This is a genomic window from Pontibacterium granulatum, assembly GCF_029961155.1.
GTDB lineage: Bacteria > Pseudomonadota > Gammaproteobacteria > Pseudomonadales > Balneatricaceae > Pontibacterium > Pontibacterium granulatum.
The window spans coordinates 18,906-39,427 of sequence record NZ_JASBRH010000007.1 but is presented as its reverse complement, the minus strand read 5'-3'; the positions used below and the strand labels follow the sequence as shown (position 1 = coordinate 39,427).

Sequence of the window (20,522 nt, the reverse complement as noted above, 5' to 3'; positions counted from 1 at the left end):
CCTTGCTTTTTATGGAAAACCAGGGTGAACGGAAGGGATGTGCCGGATCGGATAGCACAAATTGGGCCCCCCAAGGGCAGGCCCTGTATTGCAAAAAGGTCTTAAGCGGATTTCACGCTTAGGTCCGGTGACACTGGATTGTGAAGAGTCAGCAAGCCTTTAATACACCTTTAAGTGCCTCGAAGCGCGCTCCCTCTGCACCGATACACACCAGCTGCCCCTTCGTCGGCGCTTTCTTCGTCGGCCACCAACTGAGCAGATCGCCACTGAGATGCACCACTTGCGCTTTGTGAGTCGGGCGGGTGTAGACAATGCCCTTTGCCCGTACCAAGATGTCCTGATATTGTTCGAACAGTTGGGCCAGCCAGTCTTGATCGACAGGTGCCTCAAGGATCAGGCTGAAGGTGGCCAGCTTTGTTCTAGCCACCGAAGTTTCAACTGTTCGCGGAGAACTAAGATGTTGCGTGTTGGCGGCCGCCGGTGGCGGCCGATCATCGATAATCAGCTCAACTGAGGGGTTAAGTTGGTGCAGCAAGAACTCGGTATCAGCGGATGTACCGCGGTTCAACCATAGCTTGGTGGCACTTCGAACCTGGGCATGCCAGACATCCTTAACCAGTGGGTCAGCACTATTCCTATGCAGCTGGCTGGCATCCAGCACGCAAACTATATCGTCCAGTTTCAGTTGCCGGGATACTCGGGCAATATCCGCGATCCGCGCAGGGTCGGAGACCCCGCTGGCCTCGATATAGATCGCCGCAACTGGTTCAGGCATGCGCAGTACTTGTGCCAGCTGTTCGGCGAGCGTGCCTCCCAGAGTACAACAGATACAACCGTTGCTCAGTTTCATGACGCGATCGTCACGATACTCGATCAGTTCGGCATCGATATTGACCCCACCAAAGTCATTCACGAGTATCAAACTGTTAGCCGGCAAGTCACCCTGACCGATCAGGCGGTTCAGATAGGTGGTTTTACCGGCACCAAGGAAACCGCCAATCACAGTGACGGGAATGGGATTACTGTCAGCTGCACTCATATACTTGACCTCCCAACACCGTGGCTTGCACCTGAATATTACGCAGCTGTTCGGGCTCGCACTGCAGTGGGTCCTGATCCAGCACCACCATATCGGCGAATTTTCCGATCTCAAGGCTCCCCACCAGATGGTCCATGCGTAGGGTGTAGGCCGCACCTAGGGTGATCATCTCCAGTGCCTGCTCGATGCTGATGCGTTCTTTCGTACCCAGCACGTCCCCCGAGGCGGTTTGCCGCATGACTGCACACCAGGCGGTAAACAACGGCCCCAAGGGCGTTACGGGAGCATCACTATGGGCTGCCACCGGTATGTTAAGCCGTAGTGCTGAGGCTAGCGGCTCCAGACGCAGGCTGCGCTCGTAACCCAGCGTACGTGAGCGGTGAATATCGCCCCAGTAATAAATATGGTTGGCAAACATATTCAGGCAGACGCCGATCTTGGCCACCCGACGGAGCTGTGCGTGATCGATCACCTGACAATGCTGCAGAGTGTGACGGTGGTCGGCCCGCGGCCAGAGTTCCATCGCTTGCTCCAGAGCCTCAAGCATCAGCTCGACAGCCTCATCGCCATTGGTATGGATATGCAACTGAAGACCGGCCTGATGATAGACCTGGACCATCTCGGCCAAGACTTCCTGGGGCGCGTTCCAGATTCCGTTGGGGTGACCATCGTGATAACCGGGCCACTTCATGCGTGCGGTATAACCTTGAATACTGCCGTCGGTCATCATCTTCACCAAGCCGAAATGCAGTTTGTCCGTGTTGTATTCCATGCACTCCTGCAGGCGTTCCACCCCTTCGGCGGGAGCTCTGCCCAGAGCACCCATCGCTGGTACCAATCGGACCGGAAAATCCTCCTCCGCGGTCACCTCCCGCAATACTGCAACACCCTCATCGGAGAGTGGGTTATAGAGATCGGTGACCGTGGTGATTCCCGCCTGACGGGCAACCTTTCCATAGCGACGCAGGTTTTCCGGTACCGAAACCGCTTCAAACAGATTTAGTCCCAGCGCATCAAACACGCAGTGCATTGCGGCCATCTCTTGCAGTTCGCCATTGGGGATGCCCTGGCTATCGAGCTTGATCCCTTCAATACCGGCATGCTGGTGTAACCCGGAGAGTTCCAGCATCAAGCTGTTGACAGTCATCACATGGCAATTGGCATGAAGGACCATCACCGGTCGATCCGCTAGCACCCGGTCCAGGGCTTGTCTATCCAGCCGCGTATCATCGAAGTAGATGGGATCGAAGCCCCAGGACACCAGCGGCTGCCCTTCGGGCAGTTCATCGGCGGCGTTCTTCAGACGTTCGGCCATGGCGCCGAGGTCGGTAATACCCTCCCAGCATCGACCATCGGGATCGGTGCGGGAGAAATAGCCCAGATAGAGGTAATCCCACATGGCCCCCTCCAGCGCATGGCTATGCCCCTCAACAAAGCCCGGCATAATCACCTTATCGGCAAAGCGTTCATCCAGCCGGTAGTCGTTGAGATGCTCAACTGCTTGCCAGGGGCCAACCGCCATGATCTTACCATCGCATACCGCAATGTAGTTGGCTTCGGGCTGAGACGGGTTCATCGTGATGATGTTGCGAGCGACATAGATAGTCTTATTCACTGGACGGCTCCTCTTGCTGTGTAGATGGCGGTCTTGCGCTTAATCAGGAATGGCACTAGAGCCAGTACACAGAGCGCTGTACCTCCGAAGATAGCGACATAGCTCAACCCACCAAGTGAGGGCGCAATGGGTGCGAATATAAACAGAATGTGGATGTTGATAATGACGATAGCAAGGTTGAAAAATGCCAGTTCCTTAGCTACCGAAGTACTGAAATCCGGGTCCATTATTCGCAGCAGCAGAAGTCCGCTACCGGTTGAACCACAGCAGCAGCCAAAGGATGCCGCAGTCCTTTCTGGCCCCAGTTTGCCGCTTAGACGGCCGATCATGAGGCAACTGGCCAGGGTGGCGAGGGTCACGACAAGCGTTACTAGAGCAATCGGTGCCAACAACGCGCTCAATACGGCGAATTTGATACTCATCAGCGTGCCCACAACCATAAAGTCAACGGATGATCCGGTAATGCGCTTCATGGTTTCGTCATCGACCCGCTTATTCAGACCGGTTTTATCCAACCCTATACGCATCAGCACACAAACGGCAAGGCCATGCAGGAAGAACAAGTTATGGCTGAATAGAACACTCAGGTTAATACCCATGGGTTTAACACCGGCAACCAGGGGCTGCACAAAACTTAGCCACAGATGAGTAAGTAAATAAGCCACAGCGAGGAGACCCAGATGGTAGGCTAAGCTGTCCAGATTACCAGGGTGAGATATCATCTTACCGGTGGCTGGGGCCCGCTCTGCTTTATAAAAACCGGACAGGGAGTCAGAATCGATATTTGCGGTCTGATTGGTGTTCTGGCCACGATCAATAAACCGTTTCGTGAGTGGCACACCGACTAGGAAAGCGACGATGAAACCGAGGGACGCATAGATCAGGCCGACCTGAGTAGCGTTTTCAATACCATACTGTTGCTCCCAGATGCCGCCATAGGTCAGTGCCTGACCGGGTCCCTGGGTAAAACCGTGGGTGATCAGAGCGCCGAGATATGCGCTAACTTCTGCGCCGGTTACGGCATCATAGGCAAGAATGGCGAGGTAGCCCAGCACACCTTGCATACCCAAGCTAACGCTCCACATCACCGTCAGCCACAAGCCACCATTAACCACGCTGCTGCCGCTGCTGTCGACGTATTTTTTGCTCGACCCGGTGAGACAGAGGGACATAAAGCTCAGGGTAAAAAAGTGGAAGGTTAGTGCCGTAAAATTACTGGCCGAGTAACCAGGAATCAGCTCCAGAGAAAGCAAAGCAAAGCCGAGGCCACCGCCTATCAGGCTTGCCGGGATTAGAGAGTTGCGCAGAAACCCTATGCGATTTCTAAGAATACTGCCCAGCAACAGCATACTGGCGAGGATCGCAAACGCGATAACGCCGGGAAAAGTACTAGCCATGTTTTAGTCCTGTTTTTGTTTTTGTTAGCAGGTTAGATAACTATCTTTTGCATCAAACATCATTAGTTTGAGTGCTAAAGCTACAGTACGCCGATTGCTTCAATATGAGCAATTCGGATATGGGAACAAACCATGAGGAATCGGAATAGTCTGGTTAAAGTCGTTCTGACTCGAGGACTAGGGCAATGGGATGGACTCCCCCTCCTAAGGCATCTTTGTGCCAGATTGGTAGTTGACGCAACCAATCGTAAAGAAGGAGCCCATCATGGAAATGACGCGTATTGGTCTAGATTTAGCCAAGAATGTTTTCGAAGTATTCGGAGTTGATGATCAGGAACATTTCGCTCTGCGCAAGACACTAAAGCGTAATCAGATGATGAAGCTCTTCGCTCAGCTTAAAAGCCATGTTGCAACAGCGCCAATTTGCTATCACTGCTGGGTATGAAGACCTGTATGACCATGAAAGGCTACTGTCTGACTTGGCGTTACAAACCACCGTTGATCGATTCCAACCGCTGGCAAGTCCGGCAACACTATATCGATTCGAAGCCGCGATGAATCGAGAGGCGATCATCGAGTCGCACCGACTCCTCTGGGAGCAGTTTATTACCAGCCACCGCAAGGTACCCACGCGCATCGTACTGGACTTCGACGCAACGGACACCCCGCTGCACGACGACCAGCCGGAGAAGTTCTCCACGGCTACTACGATCATTACTGCTACCTGCCGTTATACGTGTTCAGCGGTCGCTTCCCTCTGGCGGCGTACCTTCGGCAAAGTAAGATTGATGTAGCAAAGCACACCGGCGACATCCTCAAGCTGTTGGTGACCTTTATGCGTCGTCACTGGCCTGACGTTCAGATCATCTTTCGGGGCAACAGCGGCCTCTGTCGCCAGTTGGTCTTGAACTGGTGTGACCGTAACCGGGTTGATTATCTGGTAGGGATTGCCAGGAACAGCCGACTGGAGGCGCTGATTGAACCCCTCTGGAAACATCTGGAACCGCGCCATGCATCATGTCGAAAATAGGGCATGACCGGTGCAACCAAATGGTTCTGGCGCTACCGATATCAGGCCGGTCGCTGGAAGAAAGCGCGGGACGTGATTACCAAGATAGAACTCACGGATAAAGGACGTAATCCACGCTTTGTGGTCACCACCCTGACCAGCGGCGATACCAAGCTGTACGGCGAAGACTACTGCGTCAAGGGTGATATGGAAAATCGTATCAAGGATTAGCAGCTGGACCTGTTTGCCAAGCGCACATCGAGCAAACACTGGTGGAGTAACCAGTGGTGGCTGACGCTCTCCATGATGGCGTTCGTCCTGTTCGAAAAGCTGCGTAAAGTGCTGAGTGCAAACTACCGGAAACTGAGCGTGAATAACCTCCCGCTGAAGGTCATCAAGCTCGCGGCTTTGGTCACGCACAACTGGACGCCACCTGTCGCTGACAAGGTATGATTACCGGACGCATACGCTATAGCTACAGGTAACAGGCGGCATGTCCATCTCGAACTTATCGCACCCATAGGAGGCTTCTGTATGACAATCTCTAGGCATAAACTCGCCTTCGATCGGATACAAAAGCTTCGTACGATTTACTGTGCGTACGCTAGAAACTGGGCCATCAAGTATAAACCCAGTTTTAGGCCTGTTGTAATATCGGCAATGCCAGCAGGACTTACCTTTCTTCAGATGCTGAATATCCTCAACACTAACGGGAAGCAACCACTCTGGAATACACACTCAAAGCATATATTCATAGTAAGGCGTTAACGGGCTCGCCCTCGTTCACTCCACATCGATGTTTCCCAAAGGTTTCCCAAACAGTCTAAGCACCATATACAAACAAAAACAGCCGCTCGGCATGACCCGTAAGCGGCTGTTTTCGTTAAGAATTCTGGTAGGACTAGGCGGACTCGAACCGCCGACCCCCACCATGTCAAGGTGGTGCTCTAACCAACTGAGCTATAGTCCTGAAGTCCGGCGTATTATAGTGAGTCAGCTTTTCTGCGCAAGCCCAAATTCACTCGAATGTCTGCGCCAATCTGATTCAAGCCCTGTTGCATGGTTAAAGCAAAACCTACTGATTAACCTCACCCGTGCCACAAAGGTACTTACATACCAAGCGTTCCAGTTCACCTTGCTCCTCCAACCGTTCGATCGACTCATTCATCGGTTGCAGCAGCGCCTTCTTATCCACATGCAAACGGAACACAACCGGATTGCTGTTATAGGGCAGCGAGATCTCGTAGTTGAGGTTGTCTTCACGCTGGTAGCGGATCGCCAGCACCTCTTTCATCAGACCTACGTCGTTCCATCCCCGGTGCACCCGCTGGGCGATCTGCCACTGGTTGGCGAAGTCTTCGCGGATCAGGTTATCCGGTACGGAGGTACCGCGCACGGTGGCCACGCGGCGGTTCTCCAGGTCCTTGAGGATAAACACCGGAAACGACAGCTGGGGGCTGTAGATAATCACTTCGTTCACGATGCCGTAGGGGCGGCTGTAGAAGGAGACCTGCTCCAGTTCGGGTGGCACTTCAAAGTTGAGTGATACCCCCATCTCGATATCGATCTCGCCGGAGATAAAGTGGCGGCGAAGACGGGCCTGGGACAGCGGTATAAATTCGAGATCGACGCCCAGATCATTCGCCACACGGCGCAGCGTATCCACATAGATGCCCTTGTAAGCCCCCCCATCATCACGCCAGAAGAAGGGATTTTGTCCGGGCAACGGCATGCCCACGCGCAGGATCTCAGCAAACACAGCAGAACTGAACAGTGCACACAGCAGCACACCGATCATAAATCGGGCAGGTTTGCTCAGGAATCGGCTTATACTGGCACGCAAGGACATATTATAATCTAACTCTGCACTTTCTCGTTTTTGATCAGCCGCATCGGAATTGGTCTTTATATGCCAACAGGGTCTTAATTGCTATTACTATGGCCGTAACCACAGTTTCCGCCAAGCTTCTGGAGCCGGTTCTGCAACTGGCCCGGCACTACCGTCAACCGACCGGGCAGGATCTGCAGCAGAGTATTCTGGAGATTGCCGCACTGCCCGAACAGGAGTTTACCAAACCCGGCGCGCGCTTTCCGGCTTCGCTCTATCCGAAGGTGCTCGACAAGCTCTCCGAGATCAGTGGCAACCCGCTCATCGCCCTGCATCTGGGTGAAGCCACCCAGCCACGCATGCTGGGTTCGATTGGCTTCCTGATGTCCACGGCGCCCACCCTGGAGCAGTCCTACCAGACACTGATCGATTACCTGCCACTGCTGTTTGAGGGTGCGGTGCTGCAGATGGAGCAGAACGTTGATGGCACCGTTTTAACCCTGGAGCTGAACGACAACGATCCCCACGCGGTGGAATATTTCCTCGCCTGTCTGATCAACTGGCCCCGCTGGCTAATCGGGCGTCAGGTCCCTGCCCTGGCGGTACAGCTAACATTGCCTGAGCCAATCAACATCCAGCCCTACCAGCAGTTCTTTGCCGCCGAAGTAGAGTTTGATGCGGCCCGTAACCAGCTCCTGCTGAGCAGTGATTACCTGCAGATGACCTGTGTAGACGCCAACAGCGAGATGCATCACCTGCACCGGGAATTCGCAGACTCCCTGCTGAGTAAGGCCTCACTGCAAAACGCCCTCACCGCCCAGACCCGAAACCTGATCCGCCAACAGCTGGCCGAAGGTGGTGGCAGTGTACGGCGGGAACAGATCGCCGAATCCGTTGGACTTAGCCTGCGTACCCTGCAGCGCAAATTGGGCCAGCAAGGCAGCAGCTTTCAGGATATCTACGACCAGACCCGCAGGGAGGTGTGCCTGCAGCTGATCCAGCGCGGCCAGCTCAGCTTTGGTGAGATCTCGTTCCAGCTGGGTTTTTCCAACCAATCCGCGTTCCAGAAAGCCTTTAAGCGGTGGATGGGAATGGCACCCAGCGAATACCGCCAGCAGGTTAAACCGGTTGAGATCGACAGTGTTCCAGCGCAGACCACCAGCCAGCCAAACACTGACTGGCTGAAGTCCCCCGATCGGGCGAAACAATTATCACATAAGCTGACTGGCCTCAGCCGTTTCAGCCTGGAACTGCTGGAGCGGGCCGCAATCATCGGTGAGCATTTTGACCTCAACCAGATAGCTGAAGTCACCGGCAACCCGTTGGCGCGTCTGGCAATTCACTTCTGGCCTGCGGAACAAGCCGGGCTGATCATCGCCCTGCAGAATAGCGATGACATCACCCAGTATCGATTTGCCGATCTCGACCTGTGGCAACAGATCTACCACGCAATTGCTAGCGATAACCGGCAGCGATTGCACGCTAATTACGCACGCTTTCTGATCGCTAACCTGCCCCGCTCCGCCGGGCTCGAACAGCTTGGCGACCTGCTGTTTCATCTGCAGGAGATCGGCGCGGATCATCTCAACAGCGAGCTGCAACAGGCTTATTTGCGCCTGACCCTGCGTGCATCCGACCTCGCCCGCAAACAGCAGGATTTTGCTACCGCCAGCCGCTACATGGCTATCGCCTGTGGCCTGCCTCCCGCAAAGGGACTGCCTGATCCCACTGAACGCCGTATGCAGTGTGCCAATTTGTATCTGCTGGCGGGTCAGATTGCAGAAGCACAAAAAACGCTGGATGTGATTGAGCAGCAGAAGCTGAGCCGTTCCGATACCGGGCGCGCAGCGTTGATGACCAGCCGTTTGCTGCAACATCAGAGTCGCCATGAGGATGCACTCGACTATCTACTGGCACAACTGGCGCAGATCGATCAGGCATTGCCGCAACAGTCCAATGAGCAGCTGTCGTTGCTGCTTACCCAGCTGAACTACATCAGTGATGCCTTCAGCGCCCAGGCGCTCACCGACATGAAGGAGCTGACCGACAGTTCTCAGTACGTGCGCCTGCAGCTGCTGGAACAGATCGCCCTGCTCGCCCGCCAGCAGAGCCAACCGTTGCTGGCTGCTTGTGCTATTGGCCGTATGACCGAACTGAGCCTGCGTTACGGCCGCACCCCGCTCACACCTTTTGCGTTTGTTTCCTACGCCTGGGTTGCCAGCTGGTTCTGTGCCGACTTTTCCCTCGCTCAGACCTTTTCGGCGCAAGGCATGCAGCTGGCCAACCGCTACGGCGGCCTGATCCAGGAAAATGAAAACACCGACTCGGCAACCGGTGCCGCCCTACTCCACTGCAGTCAGGTGCAGCACTGGTTCAGCCCACTGCGTTCCGTGCAGGAGCAACTGCAGCAGATCGACCACCTGACGGGTCAACACGGCCAGTGGTTACTGCAAAGTGAGAGCCGTCTGCTGCTGGCACAGCTCAACCTGTTCTCGACCAGCGACCTGAAGGCACAACGGGAACATCTGCAGCAGCAACATGCACAGATGATCAACCAGCATCAGGCGTACTCCGCCGAGTGCCTACAAAGCTCCGCACTCAAACTGATTGATCAGTTAACCACCGAGCAACGTATCAATGCCGTGGAATACCAGCATGGCTGGCAGGCGGTCAGCGCCATCATCGCCGCCCTGCTGCTTGACCAACAGCACCTCTGGCACAGCTTCTACCAATGGGAATCCCAACTGGAGAACGAGCTGGCCGGTTACTTTGGTGTGAGTGAAGCGCTGTTCTGTACCGCCCTGATGCGCCTGATCCAGGCCCAGCAACAGGGCGCGATCAGCAAACGTCGCCGCCTGGAGGTGGAGCAACTGGAGTCGCGTCTGGAGATCTGGGCACGCCACTGCCCGGCCAACTTTAACGGTCAGCTTTTCCTGTTACAGGCAGAAAAGGCACGCCTGGACGGACAGCTGGCAGGTCGCTTTTTCGAACAGGCACTGGCAGCTACAGGAGAGCAACCGTTTGGCTTCCACAAGGCGCTGATCTACGAGCGTTACGCCGAATACCTCAGTGCTTATGATCAACCGAGCCTGGCCCGTTTCTGTTTTAACGAAGCCCGCTGGTTTTATGAGGGATGGGGTGCGGATACCAAGGTAAAACAACTGGTACAGCGCCTCGCTTTGCTGGCAAAATAGCGGTTTGCTCAAACGTGCAATAAGTGCGAGCACAGCCACATCGACAATAATTATTAAGACGATTTGTAGTAGCGTATGGCACCCTGGAAAGTACTAGTCGTAGACGACGAAGAAGGCATCCACGGCATCACCCGGATGATCTTCCGTGGTTATGAGTTTGAGCAACGCCCGATTGAGCTGATCAGTGCCATGAACGGCACCGAAGCCAAGGATATGCTGGCGCAACACCCGGATATCGCGCTGGTGTTGCTGGATGTGGTGATGGAAACCGACAACGCCGGTTTGTTGTTGGTGGAGCATATCCGCAACGACCTTAGCAACAAGGATATCCGCATCGTCCTGCGTACCGGCCATCCGGGATATGCACCGGAAGCCCAGGTGATCGTGAACTACGACATCAACGACTACCTGAGTAAGGCCGAGCTGTCTGCCTCCCGTCTGCTAACCTCCGTGGTGGTTGCATTGCGCTCCTACCGCGATATCAAATCCGCCCGTCAGCAAGCCGCTACGAGCCCGGAGCAACCGGGTAACGATAGCCAGCTGCTGGAGTCCGCGGCAAAACAGCTCCACGGCCAGATGCAGCCAATCCTTCAGCAGAGCCAACGGCTGCAGCAGTTTGACCTGAACCCAGTTGCAAAAGACCTGACCAGCAACCTACATGCGCAACACCAGCGCCTGCACAACAGCATCAGCCTGCTGAACGAGATCAGCGCACCCCACCAGGTAGATATGATCGAGCCGATCAGCCTGATGGATGAAGTACTGCATACCTTCCTGCCGCAAAGCCGCCGCGATGGCTGGCTGTTGGATTACAGCATTGATCCGCAGCTGCCCGCGCAGATCAAAACCGATCCGGCGTACCTGCGTCAGTTGTTGATCAGTTTGGTGGAGTTGGCGATTTTGCAGGCTGGCGGTAACGATCTGAAAATTACCATGCAGGTCGGTAGCCAGGATGACCAGATGGTGCTGAGTGTTTCCCAGACCTTGGGTCAGGCACGCTTCAGCCAGGAGCCATGGGTGGTCCATCTGCAGCAACAGATAACGTTATTGGCCGAGCAGCTGCATGGCCAGATGCTGGATATCGAAGATAACGGTGCATTGCGCTGCGTCTTGCCGATTTGAGGGTGTTGGGCATCGCTTTGGCATTCCTCTCGTAGTGCCGTGCCTTCTGTAGGGCACCCTTTAGGGTGCCGGTAGCCTTAAGGCTACCCTACATAACACCTTCCAAGATTTCTTTGCCTCGTTCCCAGGCTCTGCATGGGAACACATAACCTGCCGCTGCCGAGTTATCTCTCTACAGGATTGTAGGGCACCCTTCAGGGTGCCGGTAGCCTAAAGGCTACCCTACAAAACACCTTCCAAGCTTTCTTTGCCTCGTTCCCATACTCTGCGTGGGAACATATAACCTGCCGCTGCCGAGTTATCTCTCTACACGATCTGTAGGGCACCTTTCAGGGTGCCGGTAGCCTAAAGGCTACCCTACAAAAATCCGCACATAATCTATGTTGATTGCAGAGGAAATAATTCTGGAGTTTTACTGGGATAAAGAAAGGGGGCAGCAGCTGCAAAGCAGCTGCTTGGGGGTGAAGGCTGCGGGGCTTAAGCGCTGCCTTCAACCACTCTGATATCTGCGCATATCAAAGCGGCGAGTGACTCGGGGCCTTGTCCAACATCCCTGTTGTTGGGCATCGCCTGGCGATGACCAACCTACATGGGCTCGGACGGGCAACCTGCATGAGGACTCTGGTAAAAGCTATCCGTGGGGATAACCGTTGCTGTCTGGTGGTCCGAATCCGCTTGGATCAGTTGCCAGACAGCATGTAAATCGTTGCTTCTTCCTTCTGACGCTCGATCCACTGATCCGCTTCTGCACGGCTGTTGCCGAAGAATACGACGCGGGATTTCTGGCTCAGTTTACCGTTACGACCGATCTCGTAGCGGTATACCCACCAGCTGTTTTCTCCCATTTGGCGCACCTGAAGTGCGAATTGAATCAGTACTGCCGGACGAAAAGGGTTATTAGAAGTCATGTTGGCGTTACTTTTTGGGTGTTGGGTTTAGTTAAGTGTATTTAGTTAATCCGCGGCCCCTATCATCGGAGCCGCGGCATTTCAGCTTGCTTATTACTTAGCCTGCGCCAGTTCTAGCAGTTCGCGGATCGCTACAGTGAAGATCGCGAAATCCTGCTGAGCACTGTTGCGGATGTCGTTCAGCAGACGCTGCCAGCGCTTGAGCATGGTTTCGTTGCTTGCAAACCAGCTATCCAGCTGAGCACCGTTGCCGCTCTCTGCTGCTGCGTCGGCTTCTTCAACGTCTGCAGTCAGTACAGAGACGGTAATCGCCTGCTGGTGACGGGTCAGGTCTTCACGGAAACCGTCACGTGCCATGGTTTCCCAATGGTTGGAGGTTTCCAGCTCTTTCACCTGGTGGTCGAACCAGTGCAGCTGCAGACGGTCGCCCAGGCTGAAGTGGATCTCGGCCACTTTCTCCAGCGGCTGAGCGGTTTCTTCTGCCGCCTGGATGACACCCAGCAGGGAGTACAGGCTGTCGGCACCGGCCACCACGGCCGCCAGTTCTGCAGGAACACCCGCACCCACCAGCTCGTCGTGTTTCTGCTGCCAGCGTTCCAGCGGTTCGCCGTTCAGCAGGGTCTGCAACTGACTGCTCAGCTGCTGTACCGCTGGGCGGAACTGCTCAACCACGCTTGCCACGTCAGTGCCTGCACGCTGGTTGCGCACAAACCAGTAGGTCGCGCGACGGCCCATACGGATCAGGTCAGCCATCATCTGCTGCTGCAGGGCGGCGTCGACTTTGTTATCCAGTGCTTCGATATCAGCCCACAGTTTCTGGATGCCGAACACATCACGGGCGATGACGTAAGCAGCCGCCACTTCGTCAAAGGCAGAACCCGCCATCTGGCTCAGGCGCTCACCGAAGGTGATACCCATGGTGTTCACCATACCGTTGGCGATCTGAGTGGCGATGATTTCACGACGCAGGCGGTGCTGGTTGATCTGTTCGCGGTAACCCTCGATCAGTGTCTGCGGGAAGGCCGTCATCACTTCACGGCTCAGGTATTCGTCACCGGTGATCCAGCTGTCGATCAGGCCTTCTTTCAGCTCGGCCTTCACGTAGGAGATCAGCACAGACAGTTCAGGACGGGTCAACCCCAGGCCATTCACTTTGCGCTCCTGCAGCACTTCCTGCGCCGGGATAAACTCCAGTTCGCGGTCCAGCTTGCCGTCATCTTCCAGACGGTTGATCAGGCGGGTGTACTCGTCCATGGAACCGTGTGCGTGGTTCAGCGCGATACTGATCGCCTGTGCCTGCTCGTAGTTGTTGTGCAATACCAGTTCGGCCACTTCGTCGGTCATGTCACGCAGCAAAGCGTTACGCTGCTTCACGGTCAGGTCGCCGTTGGCTACCACTTCGTTCAGCAGGATCTTGATGTTGACCTCGTGGTCGGAGCAGTCCACGCCACCGGCGTTATCGATAAAGTCGGTGTTGGACTTACCGCCGTTGGCACAGAACTCCATACGGCCCTGCTGGGTGAAGCCCAGATTGCCGCCCTCGCCCAGTACCTTACAGCGCAGTTCGTTACCATTCACACGCAGACCGTCGTTCGCCTTGTCGCCCACTTCCGCGTGGGTTTCGTGGCTGGCTTTCACGTAGGTACCGATACCGCCGTTCCAGATCAGGTCAACCGGTGCTTTCAGCAGCGCGTTGATCAGGTCGTTCGGGGTCAAACGATCCGCTTCAATCGCGAAGCGTTCTTTCATTTCAGGGCTGATCTCGATCCATTTGGCGGCACGGCTGAAGATACCACCGCCCGCTGAGATCAGTTCCTGGTTGTAGTCTTCCCAGGTGGAGCGTGGCAGTTCGAACATGCGCTTACGTTCGATGAAGCTGCTCGCGGCATCCGGGTTTGGATCGATAAAGATATGCATGTGGTTGAACGCCGCACACATACGGATGTGCTCGGACAGCAACATGCCATTACCGAATACGTCACCGGCCATGTCGCCGATACCGATCACGGTGAACTCTTCGCTCTGGGTGTCGAGGCCCAGTTCGCGGAAGTGCAGTTTCACGGACTCCCAGGCGCCACGGGCAGTGATACCCATGCCTTTGTGGTCGTAGCCCTGGGAACCACCGGACGCAAACGCATCACCCAGCCAGAAACCACGGCTCTCGGCGATTTCGTTGGCGATGTCGGAGAAGGTCGCGGTACCTTTGTCTGCCGCGACTACGAAGTACGGATCGTCTTCATCATGACGTACCACATCAACCGGCGGTACCACGTCACCGGCCACCAGGTTGTCGGTGATATCCAGCAGCGCACTGATAAAGATCTTGTAGCTGGCGATACCTTCGTTCAGCCATGCTTCACGGCCGCCAGTGGTTGGCAGCTGCTTGGCGACGAAACCACCCTTCGCACCGACAGGTACGATCACGGAGTTCTTCACCTGCTGCGCCTTAACCAGACCCAGTACCTCGGTGCGGTAGTCTTCCAGACGGTCGGACCAACGCAAACCACCGCGGGCAACCTTGCCGCCACGCAGGTGAACACCTTCCACACGCGCGGAGTATACGAAGATCTCAAACATCGGACGCGGCAGCGGGATGTTCTTGATCATTTTCGGGCTCAGTTTGAAGGAGAAGTAATCCTTCAGCTCGCCATTTTCATCACGCTGGAAGAAGCTGGTACGCAGGGTTGCTTTGATCAGCTCCAGGAAGCGACGCAAGATCTGGTCTTCGTTGAGGTTATCCACCTTGTCCAGCGCGTCGATGATGCTGGACTCGATACGATCTGCCAGTGCTTTAACCTTGTCGCTGTCCTGACGGCTTGGCTCGAAGCGCGCACGGAACAGGGCCACCAACAGGCGGGTTACCTGAATGTGACGGGACAGTGCACCTGCGATGTACGGCTGGGAGAAACCAAAACGGATCTGCTGGCTGTAGCGGGCATAGGCACGCAGCATTGCCACTTCACGCCAGTTCAGATTGGCACCGATAACCAGTTGGTTGAATTCGTCGTTCTCTGCACCGCCGCTCCAGATGCTGGCGAATGCATCCTGGAATACGTCCTGCACTTCGTCCAGCACTACCGGCTCGGAGCCTTGGTAAATCAGGGTAAAGTCGTGCATCCAGAACTGTTTGCCATCCGCACGCCGCACCGCGTAAGGGTGCTCACCCACTACGCGCATCCCTAAGTTTTCCAGCACCGGGATCACGTCGGACAGCACCAGCGGCTCACCGGCGTTGAACAGTTTGAAGCGCAGCAGCTCGGAGCTCTGCTCCAGCACACGGTAGAAGCTCATGGTGATCGGGTTGGCGTCACCCAGGGCTTCGATACGCTGAATATCGTAAACAGCGCTGGCCGGACCAAAGTGCTCACGGTACGCGCTGGTGAATGCGTAACGGTAGTTGTGCAGCAGCTGATTGCCCTTCTCTTCACCGCATGCGTCGGTCAGCGCGGCGTGCAGCTCGTCACTCCAGTCGCGGGAGATTTTCACCACTTCCGCTTCCAGCTGCGCCATATCCACGTTCGGCGCATTGTCCGGGTCGATACGCAATACGTACTGTACGCGTGCCAGTACAGATTCGCTGAAGGTGGTGGTGAATTCACTGCCGATACCACCGGTCGCCTTCATCAGCAGATCCTGCACCTGCAGGCGCAGCTCGGTGGTGAAGATGTCTCGTGGTACGTAGTACAGGAACGTCACGAACTGGTTGCAGCGATCACGGCGCATCAGCAGGCGCGCCTTACGGCGCTCGTTCAGGCTGAAGATACCCATGGCGATCTCCAGCAGCTGCTGTTCGGTGGTCAGCATCAGCTCATCACGTGGCAGATCGTTCATGATCTGCAGCAGGTGTTTACCGTTGTGGCTGTTGCGGTCGAAACCGCTACGTTCCAGTACGTTGTTCGCCTTATCGCGAATCACAGGGATCGCGGACATCGGCAGGGAGTACACAGAGGAGGTGTAAAGACCGTGGAAGCGGATCTTGCCGGTCACATTGCCGTCGTCGTCAAACTGCTTCAGAACGATGCGATCCATGTACGCCGGACGGTGTACCAGAGAGGAGCGGGCATCCTTGGCAAACATCAGCGGGGAAGGTTCCAGCAGGAACTCGCGCTCGGCATCACGCAGGTCAGACAGCGCACTGCCGGACGCTTTTTTATTTAATTTGAAGATCCCCAACTCGGAGCCTTCAACCGGCAGCACCTGATCACCATCGATACGAATCTCATCGTACCCCAGGAAGGTGAAGTGGTCGTCCAGCATCCAGCGCAGGAACGCCTGAATATCCTCCTGCTCACCACGCTCGGCCAAGTCAGCCAGCATCGCTTCGGCACGGCCCTGCATCGCAGCATAATCTTCCACCGCGATATGCACGTGCTTGAGGACTTTTTTCAGTTGGTCGTGGATCGCTTTCAGTTCAGCACCGTCGCTGGTGCGATCCACTTCGAGGTAAATAACCGATTCCGCTTTTGCGCCTTCAGCCGACTTCTCACACAATTCGATCAACTCGCCGTTTTCGTTACGGCGGGTAAACAAAATGGCATTGTGGATGGTATGGATCACCAGACCACAGCGGTTCAGCGCCATACGCACTGAATCGACCAAAAACGGGATATCCGTCTGTACGATCTCGATCACGGTGTGCTGCGCGCGCCAGCCGTGCTGTTCCAGATCCGGGTTGTAGAGACGAAGTTTTGGTTTAAGACCATCAAAGGACTGGATACATTGCCAGCTCGACAGGGTGGCGCCGTAGAGGTTTTCCAAAGCGCGTTCGGCCAGCTCTTCGGAAGTTGCGGTCTTGTAGTAATGACTTGAGAAGTCGGTCACCTGCGTGGCCATTTCGGCAGACAGGCGTTGCTGTAGAAGGTCGTTCAACGGAGACAGCAACGCACTGCTGTCGCAGATTCGTTCGGACATTGTCGGTTATTTTATCCTGTATTAGGCGTTAGTTTTATCGTTATGCAATGGATGCTGCGAATACGCCCGAACCCCTCTTGTGGAGGCCGTTTCAGACCTATTCGCAAGCCCACAAGTATAGAAGCGCTAACCCCTTAGCGCTTCCAAATCTGTAGAATCTTTTCCCGAATTTGGATTTCAAACAGGACAAAATCCCGTTTTTTCGCCCTTCTTTAAACTGCTCAGTTTTTCAGCAAAAGAACGGAGCTTTGAGCCCGCTCTACCACCCGCGCTGATACCGATCCGAGCAGGAATTCGTCCACTTTGGAACGATGATGGGCAGACATGATAATCAGGTCTATCGCCTGGTCTTTTGCATACTTTACGATCATCTCTGCCGGCGACCCTTCCAATACTTTCAAAACGGGTTTCAGTTCTTCCGGCAGTGCCTGCTTGGCGTATTTTTTGAACTGACGTGCCACCTCGGTCAGGGCCTTCTGGTGGTCTTTTTCACTGAAGAACGAGGCCACCAACGAGTTGGTGAAGCCCGGTACAACAGTGACCAGGTGTAACTCTGCGGCATTTTCATCTACTTCGCGCAGGGCCAGTTGCATAGCCTTTCGGGTGAACTCTGGCTCGGCCAGGTCCACAGGAACCAGTACTTTCTTAAACATCTGTGCTCTCTCCTGCATAGTCGCGTGCTTGGAAGATGCCCGACCGGGGTAGGGCCGGGCATCTGTTCAGAAAACCAAAAAGGTCTCTGGTCTCAGGCCGCCGCGGGTACGGCTGCCGGTTCTTCTTTGCGACGTCGACGCTGCAACACAATAATCATCGCCAGCAAAACAAATGCCGGAATAAAGATCAGCTGCTTCGGTGGTTGTGCTTGTGGCGCTTCCACTCCGGTGATCACCTGATCGAACGCCAGACCGGCATGTTCCGCCGGACTGTCAAAGCCCACATAATCGATGATGGTTTTGCCATCTCGCTCAAGCAGTTCGATTCCAGTGCTGGCCAGACGGGATTGACCGTCTTCGCCTTCACCCAACGTCAGGTTAGCTACGAAAGAACGCGGGTTACCTACTTCATCTTCACCTTCGATCCACAAGCGTAGTTCTGTACCGGTCTCGATACCGTCAGCTTTCTGCACCAACTCAGCCGGACTGATCTGCTGGTACGGTTCTACAATGCGGTCCATCCAGAAACCCGGACGGAACAGGGAGAACGCGATCAGCAGCAACAGCACTGACTCATACCAACGGCTGCGTGCAAAGAAGTATCCTTGGGTTGCGGCCGTGAAGATCAGCATCGCAATAGTCGCCACGATGAAGATCTGGATACCTTCAGCCCAGGTTACGTCGATCAGCAACAGGTCAGTGTTGAAGATGAACAGGAATGGCAGTAAAGCGGTACGCATGCTGTAGCTAAACGCCTGGAAACCGGTCCGGATAGGATCACCACCGGAAACCGCAGCCGCAGCAAAGGACGCCAGCCCCACCGGTGGGGTTACGTCCGCCATAATGCCGAAATAGAACACGAACAGATGCACTGCGATCAGCGGTACGATCAGTCCGGACTCCTGACCCAGTGAGATCACCACCGGTGCCAGCAGGGAGGAAACAACGATATAGTTTGCCGTGGTTGGCAGGCCCATTCCCAGAATCAGACTCAGAATAGCCGTCAGGATCAGCATCAGCAGCAGGTTACCCATAGAGAGCACCTCTACCAGATCCGCCAGTACGGCACCGACACCGGTCTGGGATACAGCGCCTACGATAATACCGGCGGTTGCAGTCGCAATACCGATACCGATCATGTTGCGTGCCCCCACAATCAGGCCGTCAATCAATTCGTTAAAGCCCTGACGCAAACGGGCTTTCACATCGGTCTGTTTGCGGAAGTACGCCATCAGCGGGCGCTGGGTCACCAGGATGAAGATCATCAGCACGGACGCCCAGAATGCAGACAAGCCCGGCGACAAACGCTCAACCATCAGACACCACACCAACACAACGACAGGCAGCAGGAAGTGCAAACCGGATTTTACGGTAGGACCCACTTCCGGCAGCTGTACCATCGGTGAACTCGGATCATCCAGTTTCAGATCTGGCACGCTGGCTGCGAAACGCACCAAGTAGAGATACACACCCGCCAGCAGCACAGCGATCACCATACCGGCGAATTCTCCGGCGGCAGGTTTGATCCAGCCAATACCCCAGTACACAACAGCAGCAATACCCGCTGTCACCAGGAAACCGGTCAGAATACCCAGCAGGCGCAGGTGCCATGCTTTCACTTCAACACGGCGCGGCAGACCCTGCATATTCTGCTTCATCGCCTCCAGGTGGACGATGTAGATCAATGCCAGGTAGGAGATCAGCGCAGGCAGGAATGCGTGGGTGATAACGTCCACATAGGAGATGCCCACGTACTCCACCATCAGGAATGCAGCAGCCCCCATTACCGGCGGCATGATCTGACCGTTAACGGAAGACGCAACCTCAACAGCACCCGCCTTTTCGGAGGTGAAACCTACACGCTTCATCATCGGAATGGTAAAGGTACCGGTGGTTACCACGTTGGCAATGGAGGAACCGGAGATCAGGCCTGTCAGGCCGGAAGATACAACCGCGGCTTTTGCCGGGCCACCCCGCATGTGGCCCAGCAGGGAGAACGCTACCTGGATGAAGTAGTTACCAGCACCGGCTTTATCCAGCAGCGCACCAAACAATACAAACAGGAATACAAAGTTGGAGGAGACGCCAAGCGCAATACCAAAAACGCCTTCCGTGGTCAGCCATTGGTGGTTAACAAGCTCTTTTAGTGTAACGCCTTTATGTGCAATCAGCTCCGGCATGTACGGGCCGGCCAGCGAGTATGTCAGGAACACAATCGCGACGATCATCAGCGGCGGCCCCAACGTACGGCGGGTTGCTTCAAGCAGCAGCAGGATACCGATGATGGATACAACCAGATCCTGGGTATTTGGCAGGCCCGGACGGGTTGCCAGCTGTTCGTAAAACAGGAAGATGTAAGACGCACTGAAGGCACCCAGGGCGCACAAAATAATATCCGTGACCGGTATATGGTGGCGCGGTGAACCCGCCAGTGCAGGATATGCTGTGAATGCCAGGAAGGCGGCGAAGCCCAGGTGAATAGAACGAACTTCAGTGTCGTTAAAGATGCCGAAGCTACCGATCAGAGGCCAGTCGTAAAACGGCAGTGGCGAAGCGATCCACAGCTGGAACAGAGACCAGCACAGCGCTATACCCAGCAGCAGTTTGCCTTGAAAACCTTCAGGGATACGTGCGCCGGTGTCGTTGGCCGCAACCATGTCCTGAAGTTCTTTATCGTCGACCTGATCTTGTCTGCTTTGCAGATCCGTCATATCAGCTCCCAATTACAGAATTAAAAAGAGACCTCCACCCCACTCCGCAGATCTGCACATCAAACGAAGGGAAGCGGCGATCTCAGAAGAGGATCAGGCGTGACACCTGACCCTCTGCTTACACAAAGCGTGAAG

At 55.2% G+C, this 20,522-nt stretch carries 11 protein-coding genes, 1 tRNA gene and 1 pseudogene; 4 read left to right on the top strand and 9 right to left on the bottom strand.

The genetic code is table 11. The annotated features are described in order from the left end of the window. Positions 1-148: 148 nt before the first annotated feature. Genes QKW35_RS08295 through QKW35_RS08285 form a run of 3 tightly spaced genes read right to left on the bottom strand, consistent with a single transcriptional unit; the run spans position 149 to position 4,051 of the window. Complete coding sequence (locus tag QKW35_RS08295; protein ID WP_282352234.1) at positions 149-1,039, bottom strand: CobW family GTP-binding protein; 891 nt, start codon at positions 1,037-1,039, stop codon at positions 149-151. Further along, complete coding sequence (locus tag QKW35_RS08290; RefSeq protein ID WP_282352233.1) at positions 1,026-2,654, bottom strand: amidohydrolase; 1,629 nt, start codon at positions 2,652-2,654, stop codon at positions 1,026-1,028. Before QKW35_RS08290 ends, QKW35_RS08295 begins: the two co-directional genes overlap by 14 nt. Next, positions 2,651-4,051, bottom strand: coding sequence for a sodium/glutamate symporter (locus QKW35_RS08285; RefSeq protein ID WP_282352232.1), 1,401 nt, complete (start codon positions 4,049-4,051; stop codon positions 2,651-2,653). Before QKW35_RS08285 ends, QKW35_RS08290 begins: the two co-directional genes overlap by 4 nt. A gap of 265 nt (positions 4,052-4,316) precedes the next feature. Here QKW35_RS08285 and QKW35_RS08280 point away from each other — a divergent pair, with 265 nt between their 5' ends. Both QKW35_RS08280 and QKW35_RS08270 read left to right on the top strand, forming a co-directional pair. Further along, positions 4,317-4,496, top strand: coding sequence for a hypothetical protein (locus QKW35_RS08280; RefSeq protein ID WP_282352231.1), 180 nt, complete (start codon positions 4,317-4,319; stop codon positions 4,494-4,496). After that, positions 4,456-5,513 (top strand): annotated as a pseudogene (locus tag QKW35_RS08270) (IS1380 family transposase). The gene QKW35_RS08280 and the pseudogene QKW35_RS08270 overlap by 41 nt, the downstream one beginning before the upstream one ends. Positions 5,514-5,953: 440 nt before the next feature. Here the strand turns inward: QKW35_RS08270 and QKW35_RS08265 are convergent. Further along, positions 5,954-6,030, bottom strand: a tRNA-Val gene (locus QKW35_RS08265). 105 nt (positions 6,031-6,135) lie between these two features. Beyond that, the gene (locus QKW35_RS08260; protein ID WP_282352229.1) at positions 6,136-6,909 is read right to left on the bottom strand and encodes a substrate-binding periplasmic protein; all 774 of its coding nucleotides are present in this window, start codon (positions 6,907-6,909) and stop codon (positions 6,136-6,138) included. An 89-nt stretch (positions 6,910-6,998) separates the two neighbouring features. On the opposite strand from QKW35_RS08260, the gene QKW35_RS08255 reads away from it, so the two are divergent. Both QKW35_RS08255 and QKW35_RS08250 read left to right on the top strand, forming a co-directional pair. Then, complete coding sequence (locus QKW35_RS08255; RefSeq protein ID WP_282352228.1) at positions 6,999-10,082, top strand: AraC family transcriptional regulator ligand-binding domain-containing protein; 3,084 nt, start codon at positions 6,999-7,001, stop codon at positions 10,080-10,082. A 75-nt stretch (positions 10,083-10,157) separates the two neighbouring features. Continuing rightward, positions 10,158-11,204: an ATP-binding response regulator gene (locus QKW35_RS08250; RefSeq protein WP_282352227.1), complete on the top strand. Its 1,047-nt coding sequence runs from the start codon at positions 10,158-10,160 to the stop codon at positions 11,202-11,204. A gap of 680 nt (positions 11,205-11,884) precedes the next feature. Here QKW35_RS08250 and QKW35_RS08245 read toward each other — a convergent pair. The 4 genes from QKW35_RS08245 to QKW35_RS08230 all read right to left on the bottom strand — a co-directional run bounded on the left by QKW35_RS08245 (position 11,885) and on the right by QKW35_RS08230 (position 20,387). Next, positions 11,885-12,112: a hypothetical protein gene (locus tag QKW35_RS08245; RefSeq protein WP_282352226.1), complete on the bottom strand. Its 228-nt coding sequence runs from the start codon at positions 12,110-12,112 to the stop codon at positions 11,885-11,887. Positions 12,113-12,205: 93 nt separating this feature from the next. After that, positions 12,206-17,023, bottom strand: coding sequence for an NAD-glutamate dehydrogenase (locus QKW35_RS08240; protein ID WP_282352225.1), 4,818 nt, complete (start codon positions 17,021-17,023; stop codon positions 12,206-12,208). 221 nt (positions 17,024-17,244) lie between these two features. Further along, the gene (locus QKW35_RS08235) at positions 17,245-17,676 is read right to left on the bottom strand and encodes a universal stress protein (RefSeq protein ID WP_282352224.1); all 432 of its coding nucleotides are present in this window, start codon (positions 17,674-17,676) and stop codon (positions 17,245-17,247) included. Positions 17,677-17,768: 92 nt separating this feature from the next. Beyond that, a complete protein-coding gene (locus tag QKW35_RS08230; protein WP_282352221.1) occupies positions 17,769-20,387 on the bottom strand; it encodes a TRAP transporter permease in 2,619 nt (872 codons plus the stop codon). Between the last annotated feature and the right edge of the window lie 135 nt (positions 20,388-20,522).

Excerpts from the sequence above, each read along its gene's own strand:
- QKW35_RS08260 (WP_282352229.1), bottom strand. The coding sequence starts at position 6,909 with ATGTCCTTGCGTGCCAGTATAAGCCGATTCCTGAGCAAACCTGCCCGA.
- QKW35_RS08255 (WP_282352228.1), top strand. The coding sequence starts at position 6,999 with ATGGCCGTAACCACAGTTTCCGCCAAGCTTCTGGAGCCGGTTCTGCAA.
- QKW35_RS08285 (WP_282352232.1), bottom strand. The coding sequence starts at position 4,051 with ATGGCTAGTACTTTTCCCGGCGTTATCGCGTTTGCGATCCTCGCCAGT.
- QKW35_RS08240 (WP_282352225.1), bottom strand. The coding sequence starts at position 17,023 with ATGTCCGAACGAATCTGCGACAGCAGTGCGTTGCTGTCTCCGTTGAAC.
- QKW35_RS08250 (WP_282352227.1), top strand. The coding sequence starts at position 10,158 with ATGGCACCCTGGAAAGTACTAGTCGTAGACGACGAAGAAGGCATCCAC.
- QKW35_RS08280 (WP_282352231.1), top strand. The coding sequence starts at position 4,317 with ATGGAAATGACGCGTATTGGTCTAGATTTAGCCAAGAATGTTTTCGAA.
- QKW35_RS08230 (WP_282352221.1), bottom strand. The coding sequence starts at position 20,387 with ATGACGGATCTGCAAAGCAGACAAGATCAGGTCGACGATAAAGAACTT.
- QKW35_RS08235 (WP_282352224.1), bottom strand. The coding sequence starts at position 17,676 with ATGTTTAAGAAAGTACTGGTTCCTGTGGACCTGGCCGAGCCAGAGTTC.
- QKW35_RS08295 (WP_282352234.1), bottom strand. The coding sequence starts at position 1,039 with ATGAGTGCAGCTGACAGTAATCCCATTCCCGTCACTGTGATTGGCGGT.
- QKW35_RS08245 (WP_282352226.1), bottom strand. The coding sequence starts at position 12,112 with ATGACTTCTAATAACCCTTTTCGTCCGGCAGTACTGATTCAATTCGCA.